The organism is Streptomyces sp. ISL-100 (genome assembly GCF_018614615.1).
Taxonomy (GTDB): Bacteria; Actinomycetota; Actinomycetes; order Streptomycetales; family Streptomycetaceae; genus Streptomyces.
In genome coordinates this window covers 77,938-103,643 of record NZ_JAGGOK010000065.1, presented here as the reverse complement: position 1 = coordinate 103,643, position 25,706 = coordinate 77,938, and the positions used below count along the sequence as shown (strand labels likewise).

At 70.2% G+C, this 25,706-nt stretch carries 24 protein-coding genes and 1 pseudogene; 15 read left to right on the top strand and 10 right to left on the bottom strand.

Features of this window, described 5'->3' with window-relative positions; genetic code table 11:
• Positions 1-18 precede the first annotated feature (18 nt).
• The 3 genes from J7E89_RS27835 (at position 19) to J7E89_RS27825 (ending at position 3,034) form a co-directional block, all read left to right on the top strand.
• Positions 19-990, top strand: a complete 972-nt coding sequence (locus J7E89_RS27835) for an ATP-binding cassette domain-containing protein (protein WP_214977195.1) — start codon at positions 19-21, stop codon at positions 988-990.
• A complete protein-coding gene (locus tag J7E89_RS27830) occupies positions 987-1,769 on the top strand; it encodes an ABC transporter permease (RefSeq protein ID WP_214977194.1) in 783 nt (260 codons plus the stop codon). Before J7E89_RS27835 ends, J7E89_RS27830 begins: the two co-directional genes overlap by 4 nt.
• A gap of 62 nt (positions 1,770-1,831) precedes the next feature.
• Positions 1,832-3,034: a CaiB/BaiF CoA-transferase family protein gene (locus J7E89_RS27825; RefSeq protein WP_214977193.1), complete on the top strand. Its 1,203-nt coding sequence runs from the start codon at positions 1,832-1,834 to the stop codon at positions 3,032-3,034.
• A 27-nt stretch (positions 3,035-3,061) separates the two neighbouring features.
• On the opposite strand, the gene J7E89_RS27820 is transcribed toward J7E89_RS27825, so the two are convergent.
• A complete protein-coding gene (locus tag J7E89_RS27820; protein WP_214977192.1) occupies positions 3,062-3,325 on the bottom strand; it encodes a hypothetical protein in 264 nt (87 codons plus the stop codon).
• Positions 3,326-3,695: 370 nt separating this feature from the next.
• On the opposite strand from J7E89_RS27820, the gene J7E89_RS27815 reads away from it, so the two are divergent.
• A complete protein-coding gene (locus J7E89_RS27815; RefSeq protein WP_251061185.1) occupies positions 3,696-5,387 on the top strand; it encodes a serine/threonine-protein kinase in 1,692 nt (563 codons plus the stop codon).
• Here J7E89_RS27815 and J7E89_RS27810 read toward each other — a convergent pair.
• Positions 5,371-6,180, bottom strand: a complete 810-nt coding sequence (locus J7E89_RS27810; protein ID WP_214977190.1) for an SGNH/GDSL hydrolase family protein — start codon at positions 6,178-6,180, stop codon at positions 5,371-5,373. The two genes, J7E89_RS27815 and J7E89_RS27810, sit on opposite strands and share 17 nt — an antisense overlap.
• A 185-nt stretch (positions 6,181-6,365) precedes the next feature.
• Here J7E89_RS27810 and J7E89_RS27805 point away from each other — a divergent pair, with 185 nt between their 5' ends.
• From J7E89_RS27805 to J7E89_RS27780, 6 genes are all read left to right on the top strand, one after another.
• Positions 6,366-6,761, top strand: coding sequence for a hypothetical protein (locus J7E89_RS27805; RefSeq protein ID WP_214977189.1), 396 nt, complete (start codon positions 6,366-6,368; stop codon positions 6,759-6,761).
• A gap of 1 nt (position 6,762) precedes the next feature.
• Positions 6,763-7,869 (top strand): GNAT family N-acetyltransferase, encoded by a 1,107-nt coding sequence (locus tag J7E89_RS27800; protein ID WP_214977188.1) that lies wholly within the window; start codon positions 6,763-6,765, stop codon positions 7,867-7,869.
• Positions 7,870-8,222: 353 nt separating this feature from the next.
• Positions 8,223-9,044, top strand: a complete 822-nt coding sequence (locus tag J7E89_RS27795; protein ID WP_214977187.1) for a glycosyltransferase family 2 protein — start codon at positions 8,223-8,225, stop codon at positions 9,042-9,044.
• A 2-nt stretch (positions 9,045-9,046) separates the two neighbouring features.
• A complete protein-coding gene (locus J7E89_RS27790) occupies positions 9,047-10,090 on the top strand; it encodes a glycosyltransferase family 2 protein (protein ID WP_214977234.1) in 1,044 nt (347 codons plus the stop codon).
• Between the two features lie 23 nt (positions 10,091-10,113).
• Entirely contained in the window at positions 10,114-10,887 is a 774-nt protein-coding gene (locus tag J7E89_RS27785) for a polysaccharide deacetylase family protein (protein WP_214977233.1), read from the top strand.
• The gene (locus J7E89_RS27780; protein WP_214977186.1) at positions 10,880-14,710 is read left to right on the top strand and encodes a lipopolysaccharide biosynthesis protein; all 3,831 of its coding nucleotides are present in this window, start codon (positions 10,880-10,882) and stop codon (positions 14,708-14,710) included. The genes J7E89_RS27785 and J7E89_RS27780 overlap by 8 nt, the downstream gene beginning before the upstream one ends.
• A gap of 15 nt (positions 14,711-14,725) precedes the next feature.
• On the opposite strand, the gene J7E89_RS27775 is transcribed toward J7E89_RS27780, so the two are convergent.
• Positions 14,726-16,153 carry a xylan 1,4-beta-xylosidase gene (locus J7E89_RS27775; RefSeq protein ID WP_214977185.1) on the bottom strand — a complete coding sequence of 476 codons (1,428 nt, stop codon included), beginning with the start codon at positions 16,151-16,153 and terminating at the stop codon, positions 14,726-14,728.
• 140 nt (positions 16,154-16,293) lie between these two features.
• Here J7E89_RS27775 and J7E89_RS27770 point away from each other — a divergent pair, with 140 nt between their 5' ends.
• Entirely contained in the window at positions 16,294-17,388 is a 1,095-nt protein-coding gene (locus tag J7E89_RS27770; RefSeq protein ID WP_214977184.1) for a DUF5925 domain-containing protein, read from the top strand.
• A 137-nt stretch (positions 17,389-17,525) separates the two neighbouring features.
• Here J7E89_RS27770 and J7E89_RS27765 read toward each other — a convergent pair whose 3' ends face one another.
• On the bottom strand, positions 17,526-17,900 hold the full coding sequence (locus tag J7E89_RS27765) for a GntR family transcriptional regulator (RefSeq protein WP_214977183.1): 375 nt from the start codon (positions 17,898-17,900) through the stop codon (positions 17,526-17,528).
• 85 nt (positions 17,901-17,985) lie between these two features.
• Between J7E89_RS27765 and J7E89_RS27760 the strand changes: the two genes are divergently transcribed.
• Both J7E89_RS27760 and J7E89_RS27755 read left to right on the top strand, forming a co-directional pair.
• Entirely contained in the window at positions 17,986-18,918 is a 933-nt protein-coding gene (locus J7E89_RS27760; RefSeq protein ID WP_214977182.1) for a GNAT family N-acetyltransferase, read from the top strand.
• Complete coding sequence (locus tag J7E89_RS27755) at positions 18,899-19,387, top strand: DUF402 domain-containing protein (RefSeq protein WP_214977181.1); 489 nt, start codon at positions 18,899-18,901, stop codon at positions 19,385-19,387. Before J7E89_RS27760 ends, J7E89_RS27755 begins: the two co-directional genes overlap by 20 nt.
• A 23-nt stretch (positions 19,388-19,410) precedes the next feature.
• On the opposite strand, the gene J7E89_RS27750 is transcribed toward J7E89_RS27755, so the two are convergent.
• The 5 genes and pseudogenes from J7E89_RS27750 to J7E89_RS27730 form a co-directional block, all read right to left on the bottom strand.
• Positions 19,411-20,229 carry a hypothetical protein gene (locus J7E89_RS27750; RefSeq protein ID WP_214977180.1) on the bottom strand — a complete coding sequence of 273 codons (819 nt, stop codon included), beginning with the start codon at positions 20,227-20,229 and terminating at the stop codon, positions 19,411-19,413.
• 165 nt (positions 20,230-20,394) lie between these two features.
• Positions 20,395-20,705 (bottom strand): annotated as a pseudogene (locus J7E89_RS27745) (GNAT family N-acetyltransferase).
• A complete protein-coding gene (locus tag J7E89_RS27740; protein WP_214977179.1) occupies positions 20,702-22,201 on the bottom strand; it encodes a tripartite tricarboxylate transporter permease in 1,500 nt (499 codons plus the stop codon). Before J7E89_RS27740 ends, J7E89_RS27745 begins: the two are co-directional and overlap by 4 nt.
• A 3-nt stretch (positions 22,202-22,204) precedes the next feature.
• On the bottom strand, positions 22,205-22,738 hold the full coding sequence (locus J7E89_RS27735) for a tripartite tricarboxylate transporter TctB family protein (protein WP_214977178.1): 534 nt from the start codon (positions 22,736-22,738) through the stop codon (positions 22,205-22,207).
• Positions 22,735-23,718, bottom strand: coding sequence for a tripartite tricarboxylate transporter substrate binding protein (locus J7E89_RS27730; protein WP_214977177.1), 984 nt, complete (start codon positions 23,716-23,718; stop codon positions 22,735-22,737). Before J7E89_RS27730 ends, J7E89_RS27735 begins: the two co-directional genes overlap by 4 nt.
• A 160-nt stretch (positions 23,719-23,878) precedes the next feature.
• On the opposite strand from J7E89_RS27730, the gene J7E89_RS27725 reads away from it, so the two are divergent.
• On the top strand, positions 23,879-24,574 hold the full coding sequence (locus J7E89_RS27725; protein WP_214977176.1) for a response regulator: 696 nt from the start codon (positions 23,879-23,881) through the stop codon (positions 24,572-24,574).
• On the opposite strand, the gene J7E89_RS27720 is transcribed toward J7E89_RS27725, so the two are convergent.
• Positions 24,556-24,948 carry a hypothetical protein gene (locus tag J7E89_RS27720; RefSeq protein ID WP_214977175.1) on the bottom strand — a complete coding sequence of 131 codons (393 nt, stop codon included), beginning with the start codon at positions 24,946-24,948 and terminating at the stop codon, positions 24,556-24,558. The genes J7E89_RS27725 and J7E89_RS27720 overlap by 19 nt on opposite strands.
• 171 nt (positions 24,949-25,119) lie before the next feature.
• Between J7E89_RS27720 and J7E89_RS27715 the strand changes: the two genes are divergently transcribed.
• A partial coding sequence (locus J7E89_RS27715; RefSeq protein ID WP_251061180.1) for a sigma-70 family RNA polymerase sigma factor occupies positions 25,120-25,706 on the top strand: 587 nt, incomplete at its 3' end.

Genomic DNA, 25,706 nt, shown 5'->3' with positions numbered 1-25,706 from the left:
GTGCGCTACGGTGGGGGCATGACAACTACGTACGCTGTACTTAGTGAAGGCCTGGAGAAGCGCTTCGGCCAGGTTCACGCCCTGCGCGGCCTCGACCTCGCCGTCGAGCAGGGCACGGTCTGCGGCATCCTCGGCCCGAACGGCGCCGGCAAGACCACCGCCGTCCGGGTCCTCACCACCCTCACCGCCCCCGACTCCGGCACCGCCACCGTCGCGGGCCACGACGTCCGCCGGGACCCCGGCGCGGTACGCCGCGCCATCGGCGTCACGGGCCAGTCCGCGTCGGTGGACGGCGAGCTCTCCGGCCGCGAGAACCTGCGGCTCTTCGCCCGCCTGCTGCGCATCAGGGGCGCGGCAGGGCCCGCCCGCGCCGACGAACTCCTCGAACGCTTCGACCTCACCGACGCCGCCGGCCGCCCCGCCCGCACCTACTCGGGCGGCATGCGCCGCCGCCTGGACCTCGCGGCCAGCCTGCTCGTCCGGCCCGAGGTCCTCTTCCTCGACGAGCCGACCACCGGCCTCGACCCGCACAGCAGGAACCAGATCTGGGACGCGGTACGCGACCTGGCGGGCCGGGGGACGACCGTGCTGCTCACCACGCAGTACCTGGAGGAGGCGGACCAGCTGGCCGACGACATCGTGCTGATCGACCAGGGCCGGGCGGCCGTCACGGGCACCCCCGCCGAGCTGAAGGCCCGTATCGGCTCGTACGCCGAAGTGGTCGTCGCCGACGCGTCCGCGATGCTGCCCGCAGCGGCCGTACTCGACCAGCTCACCGGCGCCGAGCCGGTCCTCGACCACGAGCGCCGCGCGGTCGGGGCCGTCGCGACCGACCCCTCGCTCACTCTCCCCCGTATCGTCCGCGAACTCGACGCGGCGGGCGTGCCGGTCGTCGACGCGAGCCTGCGGCCACCCACCCTCGACGAAGTCTTCCTGCGCCTGACCGACCGCAACCCCAGCCCCAGCCCCCTGAAGGAGCGCGCCGCATGAGCACCATCGCGTACGACGGCACCGCCATGCTGACCCGTCACCTTCAGCGCATCAAGCACGCCCCGGGCGTGCTGATCCTGATGCAGACCATGCCGATCACCATGCTGCTGTTCTTCGGCTATGTCTTCGGCAGCGCCCTCGCCGTGCCGGGCCAGGAGTACCGCGCCTTCCTGGTGCCGGGGCTGCTGGCCGCGACCGCCGCCAACGGCCTCATGACCGGCATGTTCCAGGCCGCCCAGGACTCCCACCGCGGCGTCATGGACCGTTTCCGTACGATGCCGATGAGCCGGGTCGCGGTGCCGCTCGGCCAGACCACCGCCGATCTGCTGATAACGGCCGCCGGCACAGTGCCCCTGGCCCTGGTGGGGCTCGTGGTCGGCTGGCGCGTCGAGGGCGGGACGCTCGCGGCGCTCGGCGCCTTCGGCCTCCTCGTCCTCTTCCGCTTCGCCACCGCCTGGGTCGGCTGCTACCTGGGCCTGCTCATTCACAACGAGGAGGCGGCCGGCCAGCTCGGCAGCGCCACCTTCATCCTGCCGCTGCTCTCCAGCGCGTACATCCCCACCGACAATCTGCCGGGCCGGCTGCGTACGGTCGCCGAGTGGAACCCGATCAGTGCCGTGGCCGGCGCGGTGCGCGACCTCTGCGGGAACGCCGCGCCGTCCGCCGACGCCGCCTGGCCCGTCGCCCACCCGGTGGCCGGGACGATCGCCTGGTCGCTGGTGCTGCTCGCGGTCTTCGTGCCGCTCGCCGTCCGCAAGTACGCGAACGGCGGAAAGTGATCGGGTTCTCAGCCAGCATGTCCGGGTGACAAAGGTGTGACCTACACGATAGTCAGTGGGGCATGAGCACTCAGCCCCTGCCTCTGCCCCTGGACGGCATCACCGTCGTCGCTGTCGAACAGGCCGTTTCGGCGCCGTTCGCCACCCGCCAGCTCGCCGATCTCGGTGCCCGCGTCATCAAGATCGAGCGACCGGACGGCGGCGACTTCGCGCGTGGCTACGACACCGCCGCGCGCGGCCTCGCCTCGCACTTCGTGTGGTGCAACCGCGGCAAGGAGTCACTCGCGGTGGATCTGAAGGACCCGCGCGGTCTGGACGCGGTACGGCAACTCGTCGCGGGAGCCGATGTGTTCATGCAGAACCTCGCCAACGGGGCGGCGGCACGGCTCGGGCTGGACGCCGCCACCCTGTGTGCCGCGCACCCGCGCCTGGTCGCCGTCGATATTTCGGGTTACGGCGCCGACGGGCCGTACGCCGACAAGCGGGCGTACGACATGCTCGTCCAGTGCGAGGCCGGGCTCGTGTCCGTAACCGGCACGCCCGGGCAACCCGTCAAGGCGGGCATTCCGGCGGCCGACATCGCCGCGGCGATGTACGCGTTCTCCGGGGTCCTGGCGGCCCTGCTGCGGCGCGCGACGACCGGGCTCGGCGGGCCGGTCGAGGTGTCCATGCTGGAGGCGCTCGGTGAGTGGATGGGGCATCCGCTGCACCACGGGATGCATGGAGGTGAGGCCCCGGCGCGCACCGGCATCGCGCACGCCGTCATCTCGCCGTACAACGCCTACCCGACGGCGGACGGCGGTCAGGTGCTGCTGTCGGTGCAGAACGACCGGGAGTGGCGGCGTCTCGCCGAGCAGGTGCTCCGGCGGCCGGAACTGGCGGACGATCCCGCCTTCGCCACGAACACCGCCCGGACGGGCAACCGGGTCAAGACCGACGCGGTGGTCGCGGAGGCGCTGGGAGTGATGAGTGCGCCGGAGGCGATCGCGGCGCTGGAGGCGGCCGGTATCGCCTGTGCCCGGCTGAACACGGTGGCCGACGTGGCGGCGCATCCGCAGCTGGCGGCGCGGAACCGCTGGCGGGAGATTGATTCACCGGCGGGGCCCCTGCGGGCGATGCTGCCGCCGATCACTATGCCGGGTGGAGCGGACCCGCTGATGGGCCCGGTTCCCGCACTCGGCGAGCACACCGACGCGCTGCTGCACGGCCTGGGGATGACGGACGTACAGATATCAGCGCTGCGCCGGGACGGTGTGATCGCCTGAGCGCGGTCGCACTGCTGATCCGCCGTGTCAGTGGCGGCTGCCGAAGAGCGATCGACGCAGTCGCCGCAGCGGGGCGAAGAGCGAGACGCGCGCGCTCCTGCTCGCCCGCGAGTGCGCCACATCACGTGACGTGAGCTCGCGCATCAGCAGGGTCGCCTCGGCCGTCTCGCCGTGCGGCACGGCTGGTCCGCCGAGCACCGCGAGATGGCGGTCGAGGCGCGAGCTGGTCGCACCGCTCCCGCATGTGATCGCAGGCACTCGAGGCCTGCTGCGCACCGTTATCTGTTCCATGTCACTCCCCACCCGTACGAGGGCACCCGGCCCGGGCAGGTTAACCCTATCGCCCCGTCGAGACACTCGTGTATCCCGCCGGTGTGATTCACCACCCCAGTACGGGGGTTGACGACCACGTGACGATTACTCTCCGAATACGACTGATTCCAGGGTGAGTTGGACAGTTTACGCGCGCAGGATCGCCGGCCGGGCGGATTGCTGTTCAAGGGGGCTTCAGCTGGCCGGAGTTGAGATAACTTTGAGTGGTTTCTTCCGTGATGCCGCTCTGCTGCGGACAGGAGGCTCGCCAGTGAGCGAACAGCCGGGCAATGGGCAGCGGGTGATCGCCGGCCGTTATCGCCTGCTGGCACCGCTGGGCGAGGGCGGCATGGGCGTCGTGTGGCGCGCCCGCGACGACGTCCTGGGCCGCGAGGTCGCGGTCAAGGAGGTCCGGGCGCCGTCGGAGCTCGGCACCACGGACGGACAGCGGCTGTACGCGCGGCTGGAGCGCGAGGCGTGGGCGGCCGCCCGTATCTCGCACCGCAATGTGATCACCGTGTACGACGTGGCGACCGAGGAGGGCCGCCCGTGGATCGTGATGGAGCTGGTGCGCGGGCTGTCGCTCTCCGACGTACTGGACGGGGAGGGTCCGCTGAGCCCGCAGCGTGCCGCGCGGATCGGCACCGAGGTCCTGGCGGCCCTGCGCGCGGCGCACGAGGCGGGCGTACTGCACCGCGATGTGAAGCCCGGCAACGTACTGATCGCCAATGACGGCCGCGTCGTACTGACGGACTTCGGCATCGCGATGGTCGAGGGGAGCTCGGCGCTCACGATGACCGGCGAGCTGATCGGGTCGCCCGAATTCCTGGCGCCGGAGCGGGCGATGGGGCGTACGCCGGGGCCGGAGTCGGATCTGTGGTCGCTCGGGGTGCTGCTGTACGCCGCGGTCGAGGGCAACTCGCCGTTCCGTCAGGACACGCCGCTGTCCACCCTGCGCGCGGTGGTCGACGAGGAGTTGCCGCGCCCGGCGCGGGCGGGCGCGCTGGCGCCGGTGATCGAGGGGCTGTTGCGCAAGGAGCCGGCCGAGCGGATGTCCGCCGGGGACGCGGAGCGTCTGCTGCGGATCGTGGAGGGCGGGGGTACGCCGCGCACCGGGGCGGTGCCGGTCGCGTCCGGTCCGTACAGTCCGACCGTCACGGGGTCCACGCCGGTCGCCGGGCCTTCGCCGTACGGCAGCCACACTCCTCTTCCCACCCCTCAGCCCCTCCCCACCGCGACGACCTCCACCACGACGCAGGAGCGGCCCCGGCGGGGTGTCGTGATGCTGGTGGCGGTGGTGGTCGCGCTGCTGCTCGCCGTCGGGGGCATCACCTGGGCGCTGGTGAAGGCCAACGCCGACACCGCCGACAACACTGAAGACCCGGGGACGGCTTCGGGCGGCGCTTCGTCCGGCGCGACCGGCGGCGACGGCGGGGGCGGCACCGACTCCGGCGGAGGCGGTGACAGTGGCGGCAAGAACGGCGGCGGGACGGACGGCGGCACCGGCACCGGCGGCTCCACCGGCGGGGATACGAGCACCGGCACGACCGGGGGCGACACCGGCGGCAACGGCGGCAATGGCGGGACCGGGGCCAACGGTGGCGGCAACGGGGGTACGACCACCCCGCCGCACCAGTCCGTGAAGGTCACCGTCACGACGGTGACCGGCAGTTACTCCGGCACCTGCCCGCCGCCCGAGGGCCAGGCACCGTCGTTCACCGCGACCTTCACGGTGGGACGCGTCCCCGCCGAGGTCGGCTACCGGTGGGTGACCGGCAGCGGCGAGTCCTCCGACTCCGGGTGGAAGACGCTGAGTTTCGGCGCGGGCGAGGAGAAGTCGAAGCAGGTGAACCACACCGAGTTGACCCACAAGGAAGATGAGACGCACCACGACGCGATCAGCGTCGAGGTCAAGAGCCCCGTGCAGGTCACGTCCAACTCCGTGTCGTTCTCGGTGACCTGCGAGCAGGAGACCCCGACGGACGGGGCCTCCTACACCGCCGAAAGTCCGGCGGCCGCGCAGATCAGGCAGCGGAGGTGAAGACGGGCAGGTATCCGCCCGACTGACCCGCCGCGGTCGGGTGGTACGACTCGCCGATGTTGGACCACTTCACGCTGTGGAGCCACGGCGCCGACGAGCAGATCTCGTGGCCGGTGAAGGCCGGGGTGACCTCCGCGAACGTGTAGCCGTGGTCGGCCGCGCGCTTGGCGGTGGCGGTGTTGAGGTAGTCGGAGGCGTCGTTGATCGCGGCGCGCTCCTTCTCGGTGAGCCCGGCGACGCAGCCGCCGCCGAGCTTGTAGAAGCGGGGATAGCCGAGTACGACGACGTGCGCTGCGGTGGCCTTGGCTCTGATCGCCGTGTACACGGAGTCGAGCTTGCCGGGCAGGGTGGAGTCGACGTAGGCGCGCGCTTCGGCGATCCGGGCCAGGCACGCGGCCTCCGACTGGAGGACGCACGTCGTCATGACGTCCGCGAAGCCGGCGTCGTTGCCGCCGACGGTGAGGGAGACGAGGTCGGTCGAGGCGTTGAGCGGGGCTAGCTGACCGGCTGTCACGTCACCCGTACGAGCGCCGGCACATGCGGTGAACGCGAACGTCGAGGGTGAATGGGCCGCTGCCCACAGGGCCGGGTAGGCGCGGGTGCTGCGCTTGCAGTTGCCGCTGGCGCTGTCGTAGTTTCCGGCGCCGACGCCCGAGGAGTAGGAGTCGCCGAGGGCCACATAGTCCGGGGATTCGGCTTGTTGAGCTGCCTGCGCCGCGCTCGCCCCGGTGAGGGTGAGCGCTGCTGCGAGCAGGAGTGAGGATGAGAATGCCGCGATTCGGGACAGTTTCATGGAACCTCCCTTAGCAGGAATTCCGCCTCAACTGTCGTAGCAGTCCCTATACATCACCGGAAGTGTCCATGCCAAGAACTTTCTCCTGGGATCTTCCGCACACTCTCTCCGCATCCTTGACGCGCCCGAGTGGGCTGAGCGACATTGAAGCCCGGCATCCGGCGCTTCAGGGGGCAAAGTCGCCAATGCAGACCATCGGTAACAAGCCATCGGCAGCGGTCGCGGATTCGCTGCCCGTTCTCGCGGGCGCGGCGCTCGCCGTGTCGGGGGTCGGCGCCGTACTGGCGCTCGCGGACCTCGCGTCGCCACTTCGCGCGCCGTTCACCCTCTTCTTCCTGATCGTGGCGCCGGCCTCCGCCGTGGCCGCCGGCCTCCGGGGCCTGGAGCCGCTGGGCCGCCTGGTGGCATCGGCAGCGGGGGCGGTCGCGCTCAACCTGCTGGTGGCCCAGGCGATGCTGGCCACGCAGACCTGGTCGATCAGGGGCGGGGTAGCGGCGATCGCCGGACTCAGCGCCCTGCTCTTCCTCTTGGCGCTGTTACGGCGTCCCGGCGGCCCTACGGCGAGAAGGCAGACCTACTGACATGGACGACATCAGTGTGCTCCGCCCCGGCGAGCTCAGCGCTGCCGACCGAACGGCCTGGACCGCCATGCAGTCAAAGGCCCACCTGCACGGTGCGCCGGAGCTGGCGAACCCTTTCCTCTCCCCCGAGTTCACGCTGGCCGTGAGCCGGTACCGGCGCGGGGTGCGCATCGCGGTCGTACGCGAAGGCGGTGAGCCCGCGGCGTTCTTCCCGCACCAGAGATCCGCCACCGGCGTCGGCCGGGCCATCGGTCTCGGCGTCTCCGACAGTCAGGGTCTGGTGCACAGACCGGGCTTCGAGTGGGACGCGCGGGAGTTGCTGCGGGCGTGCGGGCTCGCGGTGTGGGAATTCGATCATCTGACGCAGGGGCAGGGGCCGTTCGAGGCCGGCGTCACCGGGTCGTTCGCCTCACCCGTGATCGACATCCAGGACGGTTACGACGCATACCTCGCGTACCTGCGGAAGAACTCGCCGAAGTTCATCAAGTCGACGCTCGCCAAGGAGCGCAAGCTGACCCGCTCGGTAGGCGAGTTGACGTACGTGCACGACGAGCGCGATCCGGCGGCGCTGCGGACGCTGATGCGCTGGAAGTCCGCGCAGTACCGCAGGACCGGGCGCAGCGACCGTTTCACCCAGCCGTGGATCACCGGGCTCGTCGAGCATCTGTTCCACACCCGGACGGAATCGTTCAGCGGCCTGCTGTCGGTGCTCTACGCGGACGGCAAGCCGGTCGCCGCGCATTTCGGGCCGCGTTCGGAAAGGATCATCAGCTGCTGGTTTCCGGCCTATGATCCGGAGTTCGCGAAATTCTCTCCCGGCCTGCTCATGCACCTGCGTATCGCTGAAGCCGCCGCCGCCGACGGTATCGCGTACATGGATCTCGGCCGCGGCCAGAAAGAGTACAAAGACTCCCTGAAGACCCGCGACATCATGGTGTCGGAGGGGTGGATGATGCGACGTCATCCCGTCGCACTCGGCCACTGGGCGCATCGCGCTCCGGTCCGGGCATTGCGCAATACGGTCGTCGAACGGCCGGAATTGTTCGAACCCGCGGACAGGCTGCTCAAGCGGATCGGCGAATTCCGATCGGGACGGTTCCGTATGTGACCGTCCATGCAATACCAAAGGCGCAAAAAAGCGAGGCCACGTTCCAGGTCTTGCCATACAGTCCCAATCATCAATACCGTCGTACATCCACCCGCAACGGTCCGTCATGCAAGGCGCTAGGGGAGGGCTCAAGCGTCGCGATGGGGTCCGGGGCGGGGCGCGGTAGGGGGGGTCGTGCTCGGCGAATCAGTACTGTGCCGAGTCGCGTGCCGCGCTGGAAAGCTGTGCCAGCTCGCCCGTCCAGTGCGGAGTGACATGCCGTCATGGGCAGGGTGAGAACCCCCCTTTCGAACCGGAAACTCATCCGGACCGCCCGGGGGCGGGCGGTCCACCGGTGGAGAGGGAAAAGACTCATGAGCTCATTCCTCCGCCCTGCGATCGAGGGCAAAGATCCGCTGATATCCGGCCACGCTTACCGGCCGATCTCTTCACATCTCGCCATAGCACCGCCGGTGAGTGTCGTAATCCCCGCCATGAATGAGGCGGAAAATCTCCCGTACGTCTTCAAGACCCTTCCCGCCTGGATCCATGAAGTGATCCTGGTCGACGGGAATTCGACCGACGACACCGTCCAGGTGGCCCGTGATCTCTGGCCGGGAATCAAGGTCGTCAAGCAGCGCGGAAAAGGCAAGGGCGACGCATTGATCAGCGGATTCGCCGCCTGCACCGGCGAGATCATTGTGATGGTCGACGCGGACGGATCGGCCGACGGCCACGAGATCGTCAGTTACGTGTCGGCGCTCGTCTCGGGGGCCGATTTCGCCAAGGGCTCGCGCTTCGCCAACGGCGGCGGCACGGACGACATGACGCCGATCCGCAAGCTCGGTAACCGGGTGCTGTGCGCCGTGGTCAACGCCAAGTTCGGCGCGCGCTACACGGACCTGTGCTACGGCTACAACGCCTTCTGGCGGCACTGTCTCGACAAGATCGACCTGGACTGCACGGGCTTCGAGGTCGAGACCCTGATGAACATCCGGGTCGTCAAGGCCGGCCTGCGGGTCCAGGAGATCCCCAGCCACGAGTACGTCCGCATCCACGGCATGAGCAACCTCAGTGCCGTGCGGGACGGGCTGCGCGTGCTCAGAGTGATTTTGAAGGAGCAGGGCAGGCGGCGCCCCGGACGCCGCAGGCCGCCGGCCTTCGCGCCGGGCGCCAGCCGGGGAGAGGTGTCTTGAGCTTGAGCCACCTGGACATCTCGGTGGTGATCTGTGTGTACACCGAGGACCGCTGGGAGGACATCCTCGCGGCGCTCGACTCGGTGCGCCGCCAGTCACGGCCCGCCGCCGAGACATTGCTGGTCGTCGACCACAATCCGGCACTGCTGGAGCGGCTCGGCAAGGAAGTACGCAAGAACACAGACGGTCAGGAGGAGGTGCGGGTGCTCGCCAACGCGGGCCCCCGCGGCCTCTCCGCGGGCCGCAACACCGGTATCGCCGCGGCCCGCGGCGAGATTGTCGCCTTCCTCGACGACGACGCCGTGGCCGAGCGCGACTGGCTGCGGTACTTCGCCGAGGGGTACGCCGATCCACGGGTGATGGCCGTCGGGGGCAGAACCATGCCCGCCTGGGCATCCGGCCGCCGACCGGACTGGTTCCCCGAGGAGTTCGACTGGGTCGTCGGCTGTACGTACAAAGGCCTGCCGCCGGGGCGGGTCCGGGTCCGTAACGTCCTCGGTGGGAACGCGTCCTTCCGCAAGTCGGCGTTCGACGCGGCGGGCGGCTTCGCCACCGGCATCGGCAGGGACGGCGACAAGCGGCCGCTGGGCTGCGAGGAGACGGAGCTGTGCATCAGGCTCACCCAGGCACTGCCGGAGGCGGTGCTGCTGATCGACGACCGCTCGGTGATCCACCACAAGGTCCCGGCCGTCCGGGAGCGCTTCGGCTACTTCCGTACGCGGGCATACGCCGAGGGACTGTCGAAGGCGCTCGTGGCGCGAAGTGTCGGTGCGGGCAAAGGACTTGAGTCCGAACGCCGCTACACGACACGGGTCCTGCCGGCCGGTGTCGCCCGAGGGCTGCGCGACGCGGCCCTCGGGCGGCCGGGCGGCGCCGGGCGGGCCGGGGCCATTGTGGCCGGAGTGGCTGCAGCGGCGGGCGGGTACGTCCTCGGGAGCATCCGGGCGCGCAGGGGCGTGGGCGCGTTCTCGGTCCCGGTCCTGGCTTCGGTGCCCGGCCCGCGCCCGGCCTCCGACAGACCGCCCGTGCGAGGTGGGACGCGGTGAGTGGACCGGCGGTGCCGATCCTGATGTACCACGCGGTGGGGCACCGGCCGGCGAAGGCGGCGTACAGCCTCTCGGTCTCCCCGGAGGCGTTCGCCGAGCAGATGGAACTGCTCGGCGAACGCGGCTTCACTCCGCTGACCACGGCGCAACTGGGCGCGGCCTGGCGTGGTGGCTCCAAGCTGCCGGAGCGTCCGGTGCTGATCACCTTCGACGACGGTTACGAGGGCGTGCACCGGCACGCCCTCCCCGCCCTCGCCAAGCACGGTTTCGCGTCGACCCTGTTCGTCTCGACTGGCTGGCTGCGCGGCCCGTACGACGGCGGGGGCGCCCTGGACACCATGCTCGACTGGGACCAGGTACGGGAACTGGCGGCCGCCGGAACCGAGATCGGCGGCCACAGCCACACCCACCCGCAGATGGACCAACTCCCGGACGATCAGCTGTGGTTCGAGACTCTCCGCTGCCGTGAGATCGTCACGGAGGAACTCGGCACCCGCCCCGTCTCCTTCGCCTACCCCTACGGCTACTCCAGCCGCCGCGTACGCCGCACGGTGCGCGAAGCCGGCTTCGCGCAGTCGCTCGCCGTGGGGAACGCGCTCGCGGCGCGGTGCCAGGGGCCGTACGCCCTGGAGCGGGTGACCGTACAGCGCAAGACCGGTATCGAGGAGTTCGAGCGACTGGTGGAGGGCCGGTCGATCGCCCGTGACTTCGCCAGGGACCGGGTCCTCACCAAGGGGTACGCCATGGTCCGCAGAGCCCGAGCGGCCGGCCGGAAGGTAAGCAGGAGCCGTGTCTGACACGACCACCACCACCGCCCAGGCCTCAAGCCCGGCGCCGGCGCAGCAGCCGTCGTCCGGGCTCCGCTTGCGTCTGCCGGGCACGGGCGGCGGGAATCCGCTCTTCCGTAACGCCTACGCACTGATGCTCAACACGGGCATCAGCGCGCTCCTCGGCCTCAGCTTCTGGCTGGCCGCGGCCCGGTACTACTCGGAGTCCGCGGTCGGCCAGGGTTCGGCGGCCATCGCCGCGATGAAGCTGCTGGCCGGCCTGACCGCGCTGACGCTCACCGGGGCGCTCGCGCGCTTCATCCCGGTGGCGGGGCGCAGGACCGGGCGGCTGGTGTTGCGGACGTATGCGGGAAGCTCGGTCGTGGTCGCGGTCGCCGCGCTGGTCTTCCTGTCCACGCTCAGCCTGTGGGGCCCTTCGTACAGCTTCCTGCACGGCCCGCTGAACGGCCTCGGCTTCGTACTCGCCGTCGTGGCCTGGTCATTGCTCACGCTCCAGGACGGGGTCCTGACGGGCCTGCGCAGCGCGCTGTGGGTGCCCGTCGGCAATACCGTCTTCTCCGCGGTCAAGCTGGTGCTGCTGATCGTGATCGCGGCTTCCATCCCGACTGCGGGCGTCTTCGTCTCGTGGGTCGCGGCGATCGCCGTGTCGGTGATCCCGCTGGGCTGGCTGGTCTTCCGCCGCCTGGTGCCGCGTCATGTGGCGGCCACCGAGGACCGCGCGCAGCCGCCGACGCTGCGGCAGATGGGCCGCTTCCTGGCCGGTGACTACACCGGTTCGCTCTTCTCGCTGGCCGTCGTCTACGCGGTACCGGTGATCGTCGCCTCGCAGGTCAGCTCCGAGGACAACGCGTACTTCTACATCACCACGACCATTGGCGGCACGGTCAACCTGCTCGCGATCAATATGGGCGCCTCCCTGACGGTGGAAGGCGCGCACGACCCCAGCACCCTCGCTCAGAACTGCCGGGCCGCACTGCGCCGCATGGCGCGCATCATGCTGCCGGTGGCGGCCGCCCTGTTCTTCGGCGCCCCCTACATCCTGGGCGTGTTCGGCGAGGGGTACGCGGACGCCGCGACGCCGCTGCTGCGCTGGTTCGCCGTCGGCGCGCTGCTGCGCGTCGTCATAGAGGTGTACTTCGCGGTCCTGCGCGCCCAGAGCCGCACGTCCCCTCTCGCCTATCTCCAGGGCGGGCTGTGCGTCCTGGTCCTCGGCCTGACGCTGTTGCTGCTGCCGCGCATGGGGCTCGTCGGGGCGGGGATCGCGGAAATCTCCAGCCTGGCGGTCGTGGCCTCGGTCGCGGGCGTGATGCTGTACCGGGTGGTGCGGTCGGCGCCGCCCGCCAGGTCCAAGGGCGCGGAGGCGGCGGCGCCGGACGGTGACCTGGCGGACCTGGCGGTCGACGGCGACCGCGGCGACTCGGCCGACTCGCTGAGTGAGGAAAGGCCGCCCGGCGGCGAGTTCGGGACGCGCTGGGCGCTGCGCTCGGCGCTCGACGCGCCCACCATGCCGCTCGGGGCGCGGCTGGACTTCGACCACCCGGAGCGCAGGCCCGATGTGCGACCGGGACCGGAGACTCCGGCCGCGGGTACGCCTGCGGCGGGGAGCGGCGGGACGGGCGATGGTGATGACCACCGGCCGACGTGGGCGCTCAAGTCACCGGTGCCGAGGATGATTCCGTCACCCCGCTCCGCCTCCTCCGTGCCGGCTGCCACACCATCCGCAGAGGCGAGCGAGAAGCGGGGCGAGGAACGCGTGGAGCAGGTGGCTTCCGCCTCCCGGGCGGACGACGTACCGCCCGCGCCCCGCCGCACACCCCTGCGCCCGCGCGTCCCCGAACTCGGCGTCGGGCTGCTGCTCCTGGCCGCGCTCGCGCTCTACTGGCTGCCGGTGCGGGGCATCGGCGAGGCCGGCCTGGAACGTATCGGCGGCCTGGGGCTGATCTCCGTACTCCCGGCGGCGACACTGCTCGGCGCCGGGATGCTCGCGCTGTCGTTCGCCTCGCTGCTGTGGCTGGACCGGCCGAGGACCGTACTCCTGACGGTGGCGCTGGTGGCAACGGTCGTGTCGCTGCACGCGCTGCCCGCCGTGCTGGAGGCCGAGCCGCGCTTCCCGACCGCCTGGCAGCACCTCGGCTTCATGGACTACATCGACAGGACCGGCACGGCGGTGCCCGACCTCGACGCCCGCTGGAGCTGGCCCGGCTTCTTCGCCCTGGCGACCTTCGTCGCCGAGGCGTGCGGCGTCGAGGACATGTCGTCCGTAATCCGCTGGTGGCCGCCGGCCATGCAGCTGCTCTACCTGCCGCCGCTGTTCCTGCTGGTGCGCTCGATGCGGGCGAGCTGGCGCGCCAAGTGGGCCGGGGCGTGGATTTTCGTGCTGAGCGGCTGGGTCGGCCAGGACTACTTCTCGCCGCAGGGCTTCACGTACGGCATGTACATGGCGTTCGTCGCGATCGTCCTGGTCTGGTTCCGCGAGCCGCGCGTGCTGTGGAGGAAGCGGCGTCCGGGCGAAGCCGAGGTCAGGCCGGCCGGGCGGAGCGAGAAGGCGGTGCTGCTGCTGGTCGTGGTGGGCCTGTTCGCGGCCACCGTCCCCGCCCACCAGCTCACACCATTCGTGATGCTCGGCGTACTCGCCGTCCTGGTGATGACCGGTCGCTCGACCCTGCGCGGCCTGCCGATGCTGTTCGCCGTACTGGTCGCGGTCTGGATCGGCTTCTTCGCCGAGCCGTACTGGTCGGGCCACTTCGACGAGCTGTTCGGCGGCATGGGCGGGGTGGGCGGCAACGTGACCTCGTCCGTGTCCGGCCGTATCGAGGGCGGCAGTTCGACACACAAGCTGGTGCTGTACGTCCGGGTAGCCATGGCCGGCGGTGTGATGGCCTTCGCCTGCTGGGGCTGGTGGCGGCGGCGCTTCGCCGGCTACAGCGAGCGCTCGCTGCTTGTCCTGGCCTTCGTGCCGTTCCTGGGCTTCGGCATGCAGTCGTACGGCGGCGAAATGGCCCTGCGCGTCTTCATGTTCGCGCTGCCCGGCGCCGCCCTGCTGGCCGGGCTCGCGCTCTTCCCCCGTACCGGCGTCACCGTCGCCGAGCGGGAGGCGGACCGCAAGAGCCTCGCGCCGCTGGCCGCGCTGCTGACGGGCCTGATCCTGATGGGCGGCTTCCTGGTCTCCCGCTGGGGCAACGAGTCCTTCGAGCGGACCAGGGCCGGCGAGGTCGCCGCGATGGAGTTCGTGTACGCGCACGACGATCCGTCGGTGCGGCTGCTGTGGATGAGCAGCGACACCATCGACAACGTCACCCCCGCGATCCCGTGGGGCGCGCGGGACATGGAGAAGGTCAGTTACGTACCGACGCTCGCGCCCGTCGATCCGGTGCTGGTGGCGGGCCTGGTCAAGTCCCTGAAGGACGCGGGCCCGAACTCGTACCTCATGATCAACCGCAGTCAGTCGACGTACCTGCGGCTCGACGCGGGCTACTCGCCCACCTGGGAGAAGCGGCTGACCGCGAATCTGGACAGGCGGCCGGAGCTGAAGAAGGTGCTGTCGAACGCGGACGTGTCGCTGTACGCGCTGCGCGAGCAGCCCGACGGCCCGGTCGCGAAGCCGGACCCCGGCCCGGCGGGCCCGAAGATCACCTGGACGCCGTGGTCGGTGGTGGGCGCGCTGGCCGCGCTGGCGCTGATCGTGCTGCTGGCGGCGCGGGAGGTCGTACGGGTGGCGGTGGCGCCCGGCGTGCGGCAGTTGCAGTGGTTGCAGAGCACGTTCTGGTTCTCGCTGCCGTTGCTGGCGGTGCTGCTGGCGTCGCTGGTGCAGCGCTTCCTGACGATGTCGTGAGGGGGCCGGCGCGGCTCAGCGCGTCAGCCACCTCACCTCGTACCCCTGCATGTCGAAGGATTTGCCGTCGACCCTGGCCTTGATGGCCCGGTCGAGGGTGTTCACCACCAGGACCGCCTTGTCGTCGGCGAGGACGCGGACGTTGGGTACGTCGTCAGCGGCGATCCGCACGGTGTCGTCGTACCGGGTCCCCGGCGGGAACTCCTTCGCGAACCGCGACAGCAGCTTCATCATCGGCAGCGCCCCGCCGCCGTCGGCGAGCTGAGTGGAGCGCCACAGACATCCGGCGCACTGGGGCCCTGTGTTCTGCGGATTCCAGTAGAAGGCTGTGCCGGCGCCGCCCCGGGCCATCGCCATGAGCCCGGAGGCGTGCACGGCGGCGCGGTGCGGTTCGCTCCAGCCGTCGCGGTCGTCATCGTCGTCGCCCGGTTCGACGTAGTACTCCGCCCACCACGCCGGCAGTCCCCCGGACCGCTGACGGATCCACTCACTCACGGCGGTGAGCTTGTCCGTGGCCCGGAACTCGTCGGGCAGCAGCTCGTCGTCGCGGGTGTAGCTGGCGCCGTCGACGACGACGAAGTCCGCGCCCTTCTTGTTCTTGTTCCAGTAGGTGTAGGCGTCGAGGACGCGCTGGTCGACGCTGCCCCAGGGCCCCTTGAGGTCGGAGGCGTACGTCGTGTCGCGAGGCTCGTAACTGTCCATGACGAGATAGGGCCCGCCGACGAGATTCGCCTTGTTGACCTTCTTCAGCTCGGCGTACACGAGGTTGTAGAGGCGGGTGTAGCCCTCGTAGTTCCAGCGCCGCCTGCCGTCGTCGAAGAAGCCCTTGAACTCGTTCCAGACGATGAAGTGGCGTACGTCGGGATAGCGCTTGGCGACGGTCGCGGCCAGCTTCGCGAAGTCCTTGTAGTGCTCGGGGCGCGGAGCGGTCTCCAGGGACTTCTTGCTCCAGTCGGTGTTTCCGGCCCCCGCCTTGCCGCCCTTCATCCAGTCCGGCGCGCAGCACAGCGTGATGACCGGTGTGCCGCCCGTCCTGCGGATCAGGTCGACGCGGCTGTCGAGCTCGTCGAACTGATACCGGCCGGGAGAGGGCTCGGGGTTCTCGGCGCCCCAGCCCATGATGTGCTGGATCTGCGGCAACGACTGTGCGGACAGCGTGTCTTCGGCCCGGCGCAGGGCGTCGGCGTCGCCCTCGTCGGCGCTGTACTGGGTGTGCGTGAAGCCCCAGCCGAGCGCGGGCTCCGGCGCGCCGGACGGCGGCACGGGGGTTCCGTGCACTTTGTCACCGTCGGTGGTGGTTCCGGCATCGCCGCCGCTGCGGTCGTTTCCGTCGGGAAGAGTCGCGCACATCGTCAGTACGAGGGCGATCGCGGCCAGGCCCACGCCGATCAGTGCGGTGAACCGCCACCGCCTTGCACCCGAATCCCACCCATGGCGTCCCATCACCGGCCAGGGTATCGGCGGGGGTTGGCATTCCGGCAGGTATCACAGGAACAGGCACGTAACGGCACGCTGCTCCGTGGAAGGGACGAACGCATGAAACCTGGGTGCACGGGGCGGCCCGGTGCCGGATCATGGGCGCCATGTCCGCAAACCCTGAGGCCGCTCTGCCGATCCGGCTGAACGTCGACGACAGCGATTCCCCGTCGGACGTCGTCGACGCGCTGTTTCTCGGCCGTTTCGCCACGGGCGAGCAGCCGTACTCCCACAGCCGGTCGATCGACCGCGTCAAATCAGGCGCCACGCTCCTCCCGCCGTCCGCGACAGTTCTGCGCGCCGCCCGCGACGACGACCGCAGCGCGACCCTCGCCGAGGGCGAGGGCTGGACGCTGCTGGTCTCGCGCTGGAGCCACGGTGCGGACGTGACCGTCACCGCCGTCACCTCCGACCTCGCGGAGAAGGTCCTGAAACAGGCGACGGACGGCGTGCAGGACGAACCCGAACCGCAGCCCGACAACGTCACGATGGGCTTCTGGTACGTCTCCCCGCGCCGCGGCCCGCACCGCACCACCCGGCAGATCGCCGCCGGTACGTGGGACGAGGTACGGCCCAACTACACAGCGCCGGTGGCCGAGGCCATGGACCGGCTGATGAAGGTGACGCCGGACGACATCGCGGGCCGCCTGCTCCTGCTGCACGGCCCGCCGGGTACGGGCAAGACTTCCGCGCTGCGCACGCTGGCCCGCTCCTGGCGGGACTGGTGCCAGGTCGACTGCGTACTGGACCCGGAGCGGCTCTTCAACGACGTCGGCTATCTGATGGACATCGCGATCGGTGAGGACGACGGCTCGGCGAAGGGGCGCTGGCGGCTGCTCCTGCTTGAGGACTGCGACGAGCTGATCAGGGGCGAGGCCAAGCACACGGCGGGCCAGGCCCTTTCCCGCCTCCTGAACCTGACGGACGGCCTGCTGGGGCAGGGCCGCAACGTCCTGGTCGGCGTCACCACCAACGAGGACCTGGAGCGCCTTCATCCGGCGGTGGTGCGGCCGGGGCGCTGCATGGCGCGCATCGAGGTGGGGTCGCTGACGCGGGCGGAGGCGGTGAGCTGGCTCGGCACGGAGGAGGGCGTCGGCCGCGAGGGCGCGACCCTGGCGGAGCTGTACGCGTTGCGGCGCGGCACGAGCCCGGCGTCGGTCCCGTCCCAGCCCGATGGCTCGGACGCGGGGCTGTACCTCTAGCCTCCGGCCCCGGGACGCCCTGCGGGCGTGTCCTCAAACGCCGGACGGGCTGGATGTGCCGGGCGGGGCTGGATTGCCGCGCACGGCGAATCTCAGCCCCTCCGCCGCCGCAGGCGACGCGCACCGCACCGCGCAGGTCACCCCTCGTACGCCGCCCGCAGCGCGTCCTGAACCGCCGCCAGCGCCTCCGCGTGGCCGAGGCCGAGACGCTGGGCGCGCTCCGCGTACCCCTGGGCCGCGGCCGCGGCCTGCCGCTCCGCCGCGTCCCCCGCCGCCGCGACGAACGTCCCGTTCCGCCCCCGCGTCTCGATCACCCCGTCGCTCTCCAGCGCCCGGTACGCCTTCGCGACCGTGTTCGCGGCGAGACCGAGATCCTCCGCGAGGCCGCGTACGGTCGGCAGTTTGTAGCCCACCGGCAGCGCACCGGCGCGGGCCTGCTCCGAGATCTGGGCGCGCAGCTGCTCGTACGGCGCGATACCGGTGTCCACGTCAATGTCGATCTTCAAGGTCACGCCTCGATTGTCCCCCACGACCGGAGAAAAGAGCTGAAGAAAAATGGGAGGCACCGGGGCACGTTCTGCCCGTAACGTCCGCCCCATGACGCTGATCGTTCGCGACCTCGTGCCCACCGACGCAGCCGACACACAGGGCTGGGTCCGGGTACGCCGCGCAGCCGTCCCCTTCATGGTCACGACCCCGGAGTCCGTCGCCTTCGAGCTGAGCACCGCGCACCCGGACAAGAAGATGCGCATGCTGCTGGCCGAGGAGGACGGCGAGGTCATCGGCGCCGCCACCGCAGGTATCGCGTACGACAGCACGGAGCCGGGCCAGTCGTACGTCACGCCGTACATCCACCCCGACCACCGCGGCCACGGCGCGGGTTCACTCCTGCTGCGCGCGGCGGAGGAGCATCTCAGCGCCGAGGGAGCCACGGCCGTCTACGCCTGGGTGCTGGACGCACCGGAGTCCCGCGCGTTCGCCGAGAAGCGCGGCTACCGGCCGACCCGCCCCCTGCACTTCCAGCGCCTCGACCTGGCGAACGGCGACGCTCTTCCCGCGCGGCAGCCGCTCCCCGTCGGAGTCGAACTCCGTACCGCAGCGGATTTCTTGGACGATCCGCGGCCGGTGTTCGAGGCCGACGCCGAAGCCACCGCCGACGAGCCGAGTGACATCAGCACGGACTTCGCGGATTACGACGACTGGGTCAACCACACCTGGAACCACCCGCTCCTCGACCGCGGCCTCTCCACTATCGTGGTGGCCGAGGGCAGGGTCGCCGCGTTCACGGCGGCCCAGACGGACGGCCTCACCCGCTACTGGTCCGGCATGACCGGCACGGTGCGCGCCCACCGTGGCCGCGGCTTCGCGAAGCTCGCCAAGAACGACTCCCTGCATCGTGCCCGTGCCGCCGGCTACACGGAGGCGTACACGAGCAACGACGCGGACAACCAGCCCATGCTCGCCGTCAACAGATGGTTCGGATACGAGATCTGCGCCTCGGAGGTACGCCATGTCCGCAAGCTCGGTTGAGATAGCCCTCGTCAAGGCCGGCCGTACGAAGATCCGCTATCCGGCGTCCGTGGTCTCCGACGACGGCACGCACCTGGTGGTGCGCGCGCCGTGGGCGGCGCCGGGCGTACGGGACTTCGGCTTCGTACGGTTCGAGCCCGGCGATGTCTTCACGGAGCACTACTGGCGCGACCGGTGGTACGCCGTCAAGGAGGTCACGGCGGCCGACGGCACGCTGAAGGGCTGGTACTGCGACGTGACCCGCCCGGCGGTGGTCGCCGACGGCCGGGTGGAGGTCGAGGACCTGGACCTCGACCTGTGGGTGTCGGCGGACGGCGCCACCGTCCTGCGTCTGGACGAGGACGAGTTCGAGGCGAGCGGCCTCGCGGACCGGCACCCGGAGGCGGCGGCCGAAGCCCGCCGCTCCCTGGACACGCTGGAGGATCTGGCCCGTACCTCCCAGGCCTTTACCGCCCTGCTGCGAGTCTGAGGGCGCGGCGCTCTCGCCTCCGGCTACGGGCGGACTTGATCGAACCGGACAAACCCGCCATGGTTCTCGTCGTCCGTGCCCCAGATCTCCTGCTTGTTCGGCAGTTGGGCGACTGCCTCGATCTTGCGGTCGTCCTGCTTGGTGAACCGGCGCAGAGGAGTGAGAGACCCCTTCTTCTGGTGCAGCACCGGCTGAAGCCCGCGGTTCATGGACAACTTCCCGGCGCTGTAGAGCGCCGAACTGAACGGCCCGTCGTCCGTATTGGGGTCCGAAGCCGAGGCGATCAGCACGGTCCCGTCCGGCAGCACCTTGAGATCGCTGACGTGCCGCACCTCGTCCTCGGTCGGGAACGGGACGGCGAACTCCTGAGTACCGGCGGGCATGCCGATCCGCAGAGACGCCTGACCGATCGTCATCGCCGCGGCACGCACGACCGACTTCTCCTCACTGTTGCCCCTGGTGGCCCACACGGCGGTGAGCTTGCCCGAGGGATGGCGGAAGACCGCGAAGCTCTCGTAGTTGTCGCCGGTCACCTTTCCCGGGAGCGGGACGGGCCTGCCGAGCACTGTCACCGTGTCACCCGCCACGGCGATGTGGTACGCCGTGCCCTCACTGGCCACCGCGATGTAGTGGTTCTTCCGGCCCGGAATCGCGTCGAGCGCCTCCAGATCCTTCGGCAGCGGCCCCTCCCACTCCAGTGCCTTCGTCACGGGCTCCTTACCGGGCCTGAGCCGGACCGTGACCACTCGGTCCTGCCCGTCGTCCTTGTTGTCCCGCACGACGACCACGTCGGCCGAATCGCGGCCCACAGGTGCGCCTTCGACGACTGCCATGCCGCTCACACCGCCGGTGATTCCTGTGCCGACACGCTGCCATTGCGGCAGGTGCACGGCTTGAGCCCCCAAGGCTGTGGTGGCCAGACAACCGCAGGTGACTGCAAGGGCGGTGAATCCATTTCTGATCATGATCAGACGCTAAGGGGAGCCCGCGCTTCCGTACGCCGAACCTCACACAATCCACCCGCGTCGGGGATGAAATCCCCCGGCGGCCAGAGCCGCTTGCGGTAGTGGAAGCGAGCGCGCGTACTCCTCGACGTACTCCGGCAGTCGGCGGCCCACCCCCCGCCCGTGGGCGTCGGGGTGGACCGCGATGCTGTCGAGGAAGAGGTGGTCCGCCTCGGGGACCAGGATCAGGGCGCCGATCACCGGGTCGCGACGCCGATCCGTTCGATGTAGTGGTGATAGGCCGCGTCGGTCACGGCCTTCACCCTCGGTACGTCGGCGGACGTGGCACGGCGGATGCTCATGTCGTCGGTCATGCCGACACGTTACGACGCCCCCGCAGCACCACTTTCTTCAGCCAGGGCCAGGCCAGCAGGATCACAATCACGGCGTAAACCGTCACCGAGAAGGGGGTGTTGAAGAGACCGACCGCGCCGCCGTCGCTGATCTGGAGCGCCCGCCGCAGCTGCTGCTCCGCCGCCGGGCCGAGGATTACGCCGATGACCGCCGGCAGCGCCGGCAGCCCGTACCGCCGCATGCCGAACCCGATCAGGCCGATGACCAGCAGGATCACCAGGTCCAGCGCCTCGCCGCCCACCGCGTACGCGCCGACCGCCGCGAAGAACAGGATCCCCGCATAGAGGTACGGGCGCGGAATGCGCAGCAGCTTCGCCCAGAGCGGCGCCAGCGGCAGGTTGAGCAGGAGCAGCAGCACCATGCCGACGAAGAGCGAGGCGATCAGGCCCCACACCAGGTCGGGTTCGCGCTCGAAGAGGAGCGGTCCCGGCTGAATTCCGTACTGCTGGAAGGCGGCCAGCATGACGGCGGCGACAGCCGTCGTCGGCAGGCCGAGCGTCAGCATCGAGACGAGGGTGCCCGCCGCCGAGGCCGAGGCCGCCGATTCCGGGCCCGCCACGCCCTCGATGGCGCCCTTGCCGAACTCCTCCTTGTGCTTGGAGAGCCGCTTCTCGGTGACGTACGAGAGGAACGTCGGGATCTCCGCGCCGCCGGCCGGGATCGCGCCGAACGGGAAGCCGATCAGCGGGCCACGCAGCCAGGACTTCCAGGTGCGCTTGACGTCGGCCTTGCCGAGCCACGGCCGCCCGACCGGAATCGGCTCGGCCACCGCGCGCCGCAGGTGCGCGGCGACCCACAGTGCCTCGCCGATCGCGAAGAGGCCGACTGCGACGATCACCACGTCGATGCCGTCGGCGAGCTGGAGCGAGCCGAAGGTCAGACGCTGCTGGCCGGTCATCTGGTCCAGGCCGACCAGCCCGATGGTGAGGCCGATGAGCAGCGACGCCGCGCCTCTGACGCGCGACGAGCCGAGCACCGACGTCACGGCGATGAAGGCCAGCACCATGATGGCGAAGTAGTCGGGCGCGCCGATGTCCACCGCCAGTGATGCGACGGTCGGGGCGAGCGCGACCAGCAGGATCGTGCCGATCATGCCGCCCGCGAAGTGCCCGATGGCGGCGGCCGCGAGCGCCTGCGCGCCGCGTCCCGCCTTCGCCATCGGGTTGCCCTCAATGGCCGCGACCACCGCCGCGCTCTCACCCGGCGTGTTGAGCAGGATCGAGGTGGTGGAGCCGCCGAACATCGCGCCGTAGTAGATGCCCGCGAACATGATGAAGGCGCCGGTGGGTTCGAGACCGTACGTCACCGGAAGCAGCAGGGCCACCGCCATCGCCGGGCCGATTCCCGGCAGTACGCCGATGGCCGTGCCCAGCAGGACGCCTATCGCGGCCCAGAGCAGATTGATCGGCGTGAGGGCGGTACCGAAGCCGTCGAGCAGGGAGTTGAGGGAGTCCATGACTCAGAGCACCTCCATCAGGGGGCCACCGGGGAGCGGGACTCCGAGCAGGTTGTTGAAGACGAAGAAGGTGAGGAGGGAGAGGCCGGCCGCGATGAGCGGGTCTCGGTCGTAGTGGCGGCTGCCCAGCGCGTACGCCGATCCCCAGAAGAGCAGGGCCCCGGAGATGGGGAAGCCGAGCGGGTCGATGAGCACGGCGTTGCCGAGGAAGACCCCGGCGAGGAGCAGGACCGTACGCCAGTCGCTGGGCTCGCTGAGGTCGATGTCCTCGCCGCCCTCCGCCTCACCGCGCCCGCCGCGCAGGACGTCGACGGCGAGGAGTACGGCGACGAGCAGCAGGGCGATGCCGACGACGACCGGAACGGTCTTGGGGCCGACGGGGCCGCGCTGGGTGATGTCGACGTCCATGGTGAGGGCGTCGGTGAGGACGAGAACGCCGAGCAGCAACAGCAGCACGCTGACGCCGATTTCGGAGTGCTCGCGCAGCCAGGACCGGGGCGCGCGGGCCGCGGCCGGGGTTTCGGTTCCGGTGGTCACAGCCCCAGCTCCTTCAGCACCGAGTTCACGCGCGTGTCCTGCTCGTCCAGGAAGTCGCCGAACTTCTCCCCGGTCAGGAACGCGTCGTCCCAGCCGTTCTTCTTCATCGACGCCTGCCATTCGGGCGAGGCGTGCAGCTTCTCGACGAGCGCGACGAGCTTGTCGCGCTCGGCGTCGGTGAGTCCTGGCGGTGCGACGATGCCGCGCCAGTTGGTGAAGTCCGTGTCGAGGCCCGACTCGCGCAGGGTCGGGGCGTCGAGGCCCTTCACCCGCTTGGGGCCGGTGACGGCGAGGAGTCGCAGCTCGCCCGACTTGATCTGGTCGAGGTATTCGCCGACGCCCGAGACGCCGAAGGCGACCTTGTTGCCGAGGATGGAGGCGAGGAGTTCGCCGCCGCCGTCGAAGGGGATGTAGTTGACGGACTTCGGCTCGATGCCCGCGGCCTTCGCCATCAGCATCGGGGCGAGGTGGTCGGGCCCGCCGGGTGAGGAGCCGCCGCCGACGGGGAGCTTGGCGGGGTTCTTCTTCCAGGCGGCGACGAGGTCGTCGATGGTCTTGTACGGCGAGTCCTTGCTGACGACGACGATGTCCTGCTCTTCGGTGAGCCGGGCGACCGGCGTCGTGTCGCCAAGTGTCTTGGGCGACTTGTTGGTGTGTACGGCGCCGACGACTCCGAGGCCCATCGACATGGCGAGCTTGCCGTTGCCGTGTTCGCCGACGAGCCGGGTGAGGCCGACGGTGCCGCCGGCGCCCGGCAGGTTGAAGACCTCGATGTTGTGGGTGAGCCCGGCGTCCTCGGCGTTCTTCGCGGCCGTACGGGCCGTGATGTCGTAACCGCCGCCGGGTGTATTGGGAACCATGAAGCGCAGGCCGGGGATCTGCGTGCCGGTGTCGGCGCCGCTGCCTGTCGTGAGCAGCGGCGGCCCCACCAGTACCAGCAGTGCCGCCCCGAGCAGGGCGAGGGGAGTGCGCATGCGCACCTGGGCCACCACCTGTCCGTTTGAACGTGGGAAACGTCTGAACTGGGAATTCACGGAAACTTGTGAAGTGGCCCACATGTTGCCCGCGCGTTAACAAGCTGTCTCCCTTCCGCAATCAACGGACGTTGTGGTCGTTGTGGTCGAGACCTAGCCTTGCGCGGTGACCAAGGTGCTGGTGGTGGACGACGACTTCATGGTCGCCAAGCTGCACAGCCGCTGCGTGTCCGCGATGGACGGTTTTACGGTCGTCGGGGTGGCACACAGCGGCGCCGAGGCGCTGCGCGCTGCCGAGCGACTTCGTCCCGATCTGGTACTGCTCGACGTATATCTGCCCGATATGGACGGGATCAGCGTGCTGCGCGAGCTGCGCGCGGCGGAGGAGCGGGGCGAGTACGGGCACACCGTGGACGCGCTGTTCATCACGGCGGCCCGCGATGCGGAGATCATCAGGGCGGCGCTGCGGGCGGGCGCCCTGCACTATCTGATCAAGCCGTTCAATCAGGCCGCTCTTCAGGAGCAGCTGCGGCACGTGGCGTCGATGCGGACCCGCTTCGACGAGCTCGCCGAGCAGGGCGAGGCGCGCCAGGCGGACGTCGACCAGATCTTCGGCACCCGCCCGCCGGGCTCGCGCGAGCTCCCGAAGGGCCTCGCGGCTCACACGGCGGAGCTGGTGGAGCGCACCTTGCGCGAGCACCCGGCCGGCCTTTCCGCCACCGAGTGCGCCGAGTCCGGATCGCTGTCCCGCGTCAGCGCGCGCCGCTATCTGGAGTACTTCGCGGACACGGGCCGCGCCGAGGTGACGCTGCGGTACGGCGGGACAGGGCGCCCGGAACGCCGCTACCGGTGGGTCGGCTGACCGGCCACGCGCACCTGGCCCAGCGCCAGCACGCTCAGGCCGAACATCACGACGCCCAGGGGGACATGGAGCGACGGCATGTGCGCGATGCCCAGCACTACCTGCACCGAAGCGAGTACGAGGAAGCCCGACGCGTACAGGATGGGGTGGGGCGCCCCGCCGCCCGGCCGCCACGCCAGGATCGCGGCGAGCACGTACAGCATCGATGCGCCGTACATCACGCGCGATCCGACGTCGTGCAGCACCGCACCGTGGGACGAGGACAGCAGCATTCCGGCGGTGACCGCCTGGAAGAGGAGGGACAAGGCCTGCAGGGCGATCGCGACCTGCAGGAATGTGAGTCTGCCCTGTACTGCCGTCGTCTGTGTGGCCATGGCGCGGTCCCCTCTTCTGCCTTGCGGCGGTGGATCGGTAGTGTCTCGGTAGTCCGACGACGTGGGCCCGCGAAATGTGAGGCGAAGCGCCGGCCTCACAGTCCGGTGCGGTGTTTCGCCGAAGTGGCGAGAGCGGAAGCGGACGAGAAGAACCAGGGAGCGGTCGCGACCATGAGCACACCGTCCGAGCCGGGACATGACCGCTCCGAGCCGGGCCTGAGCGAGATCGTCGGCGAGCGACGACATCTGATCAACCTCACCTACCGGCTGCTCGGTTCGCTGGCCGAGGCCGAGGACGCCGTGCAGGAGACCTACACCCGCTGGTACGCGATGTCGCGGCAACGGCAGGAGGCCATCGAGTCGCCCGGCGCCTGGCTGACGACGGTGGCCACCCGCATCTGCCTGGACCTGCTGGGATCGGCGCGGGTCCGGCGCGAGCGCTACGTCGGCGAATGGATACCCGAGCCGCTGCCCGACCGCACGGAGTGGATCAGCGGACCGTCGGGCGGCGGCAGGGCCGAGCCGGCCGACCCCGCCGACCGGGTCACCCTGGACGAGTCGGTGAGCATGGCCTTCCTCGTCGTACTGGAGTCGATGACGCCGGCCGAACGCGTGGCGTTCATCCTGCACGACGTCTTCCGGTACCCCTTCACCGAGGTCGCCGAGATCGTCGGCCGGACGCCGGCGGCCTGCCGACAGCTGGCGTCCTCGGCCCGTCGGCGTATTCGTGCCGCGCAGGAGCCGGCGGTTCCGACGGC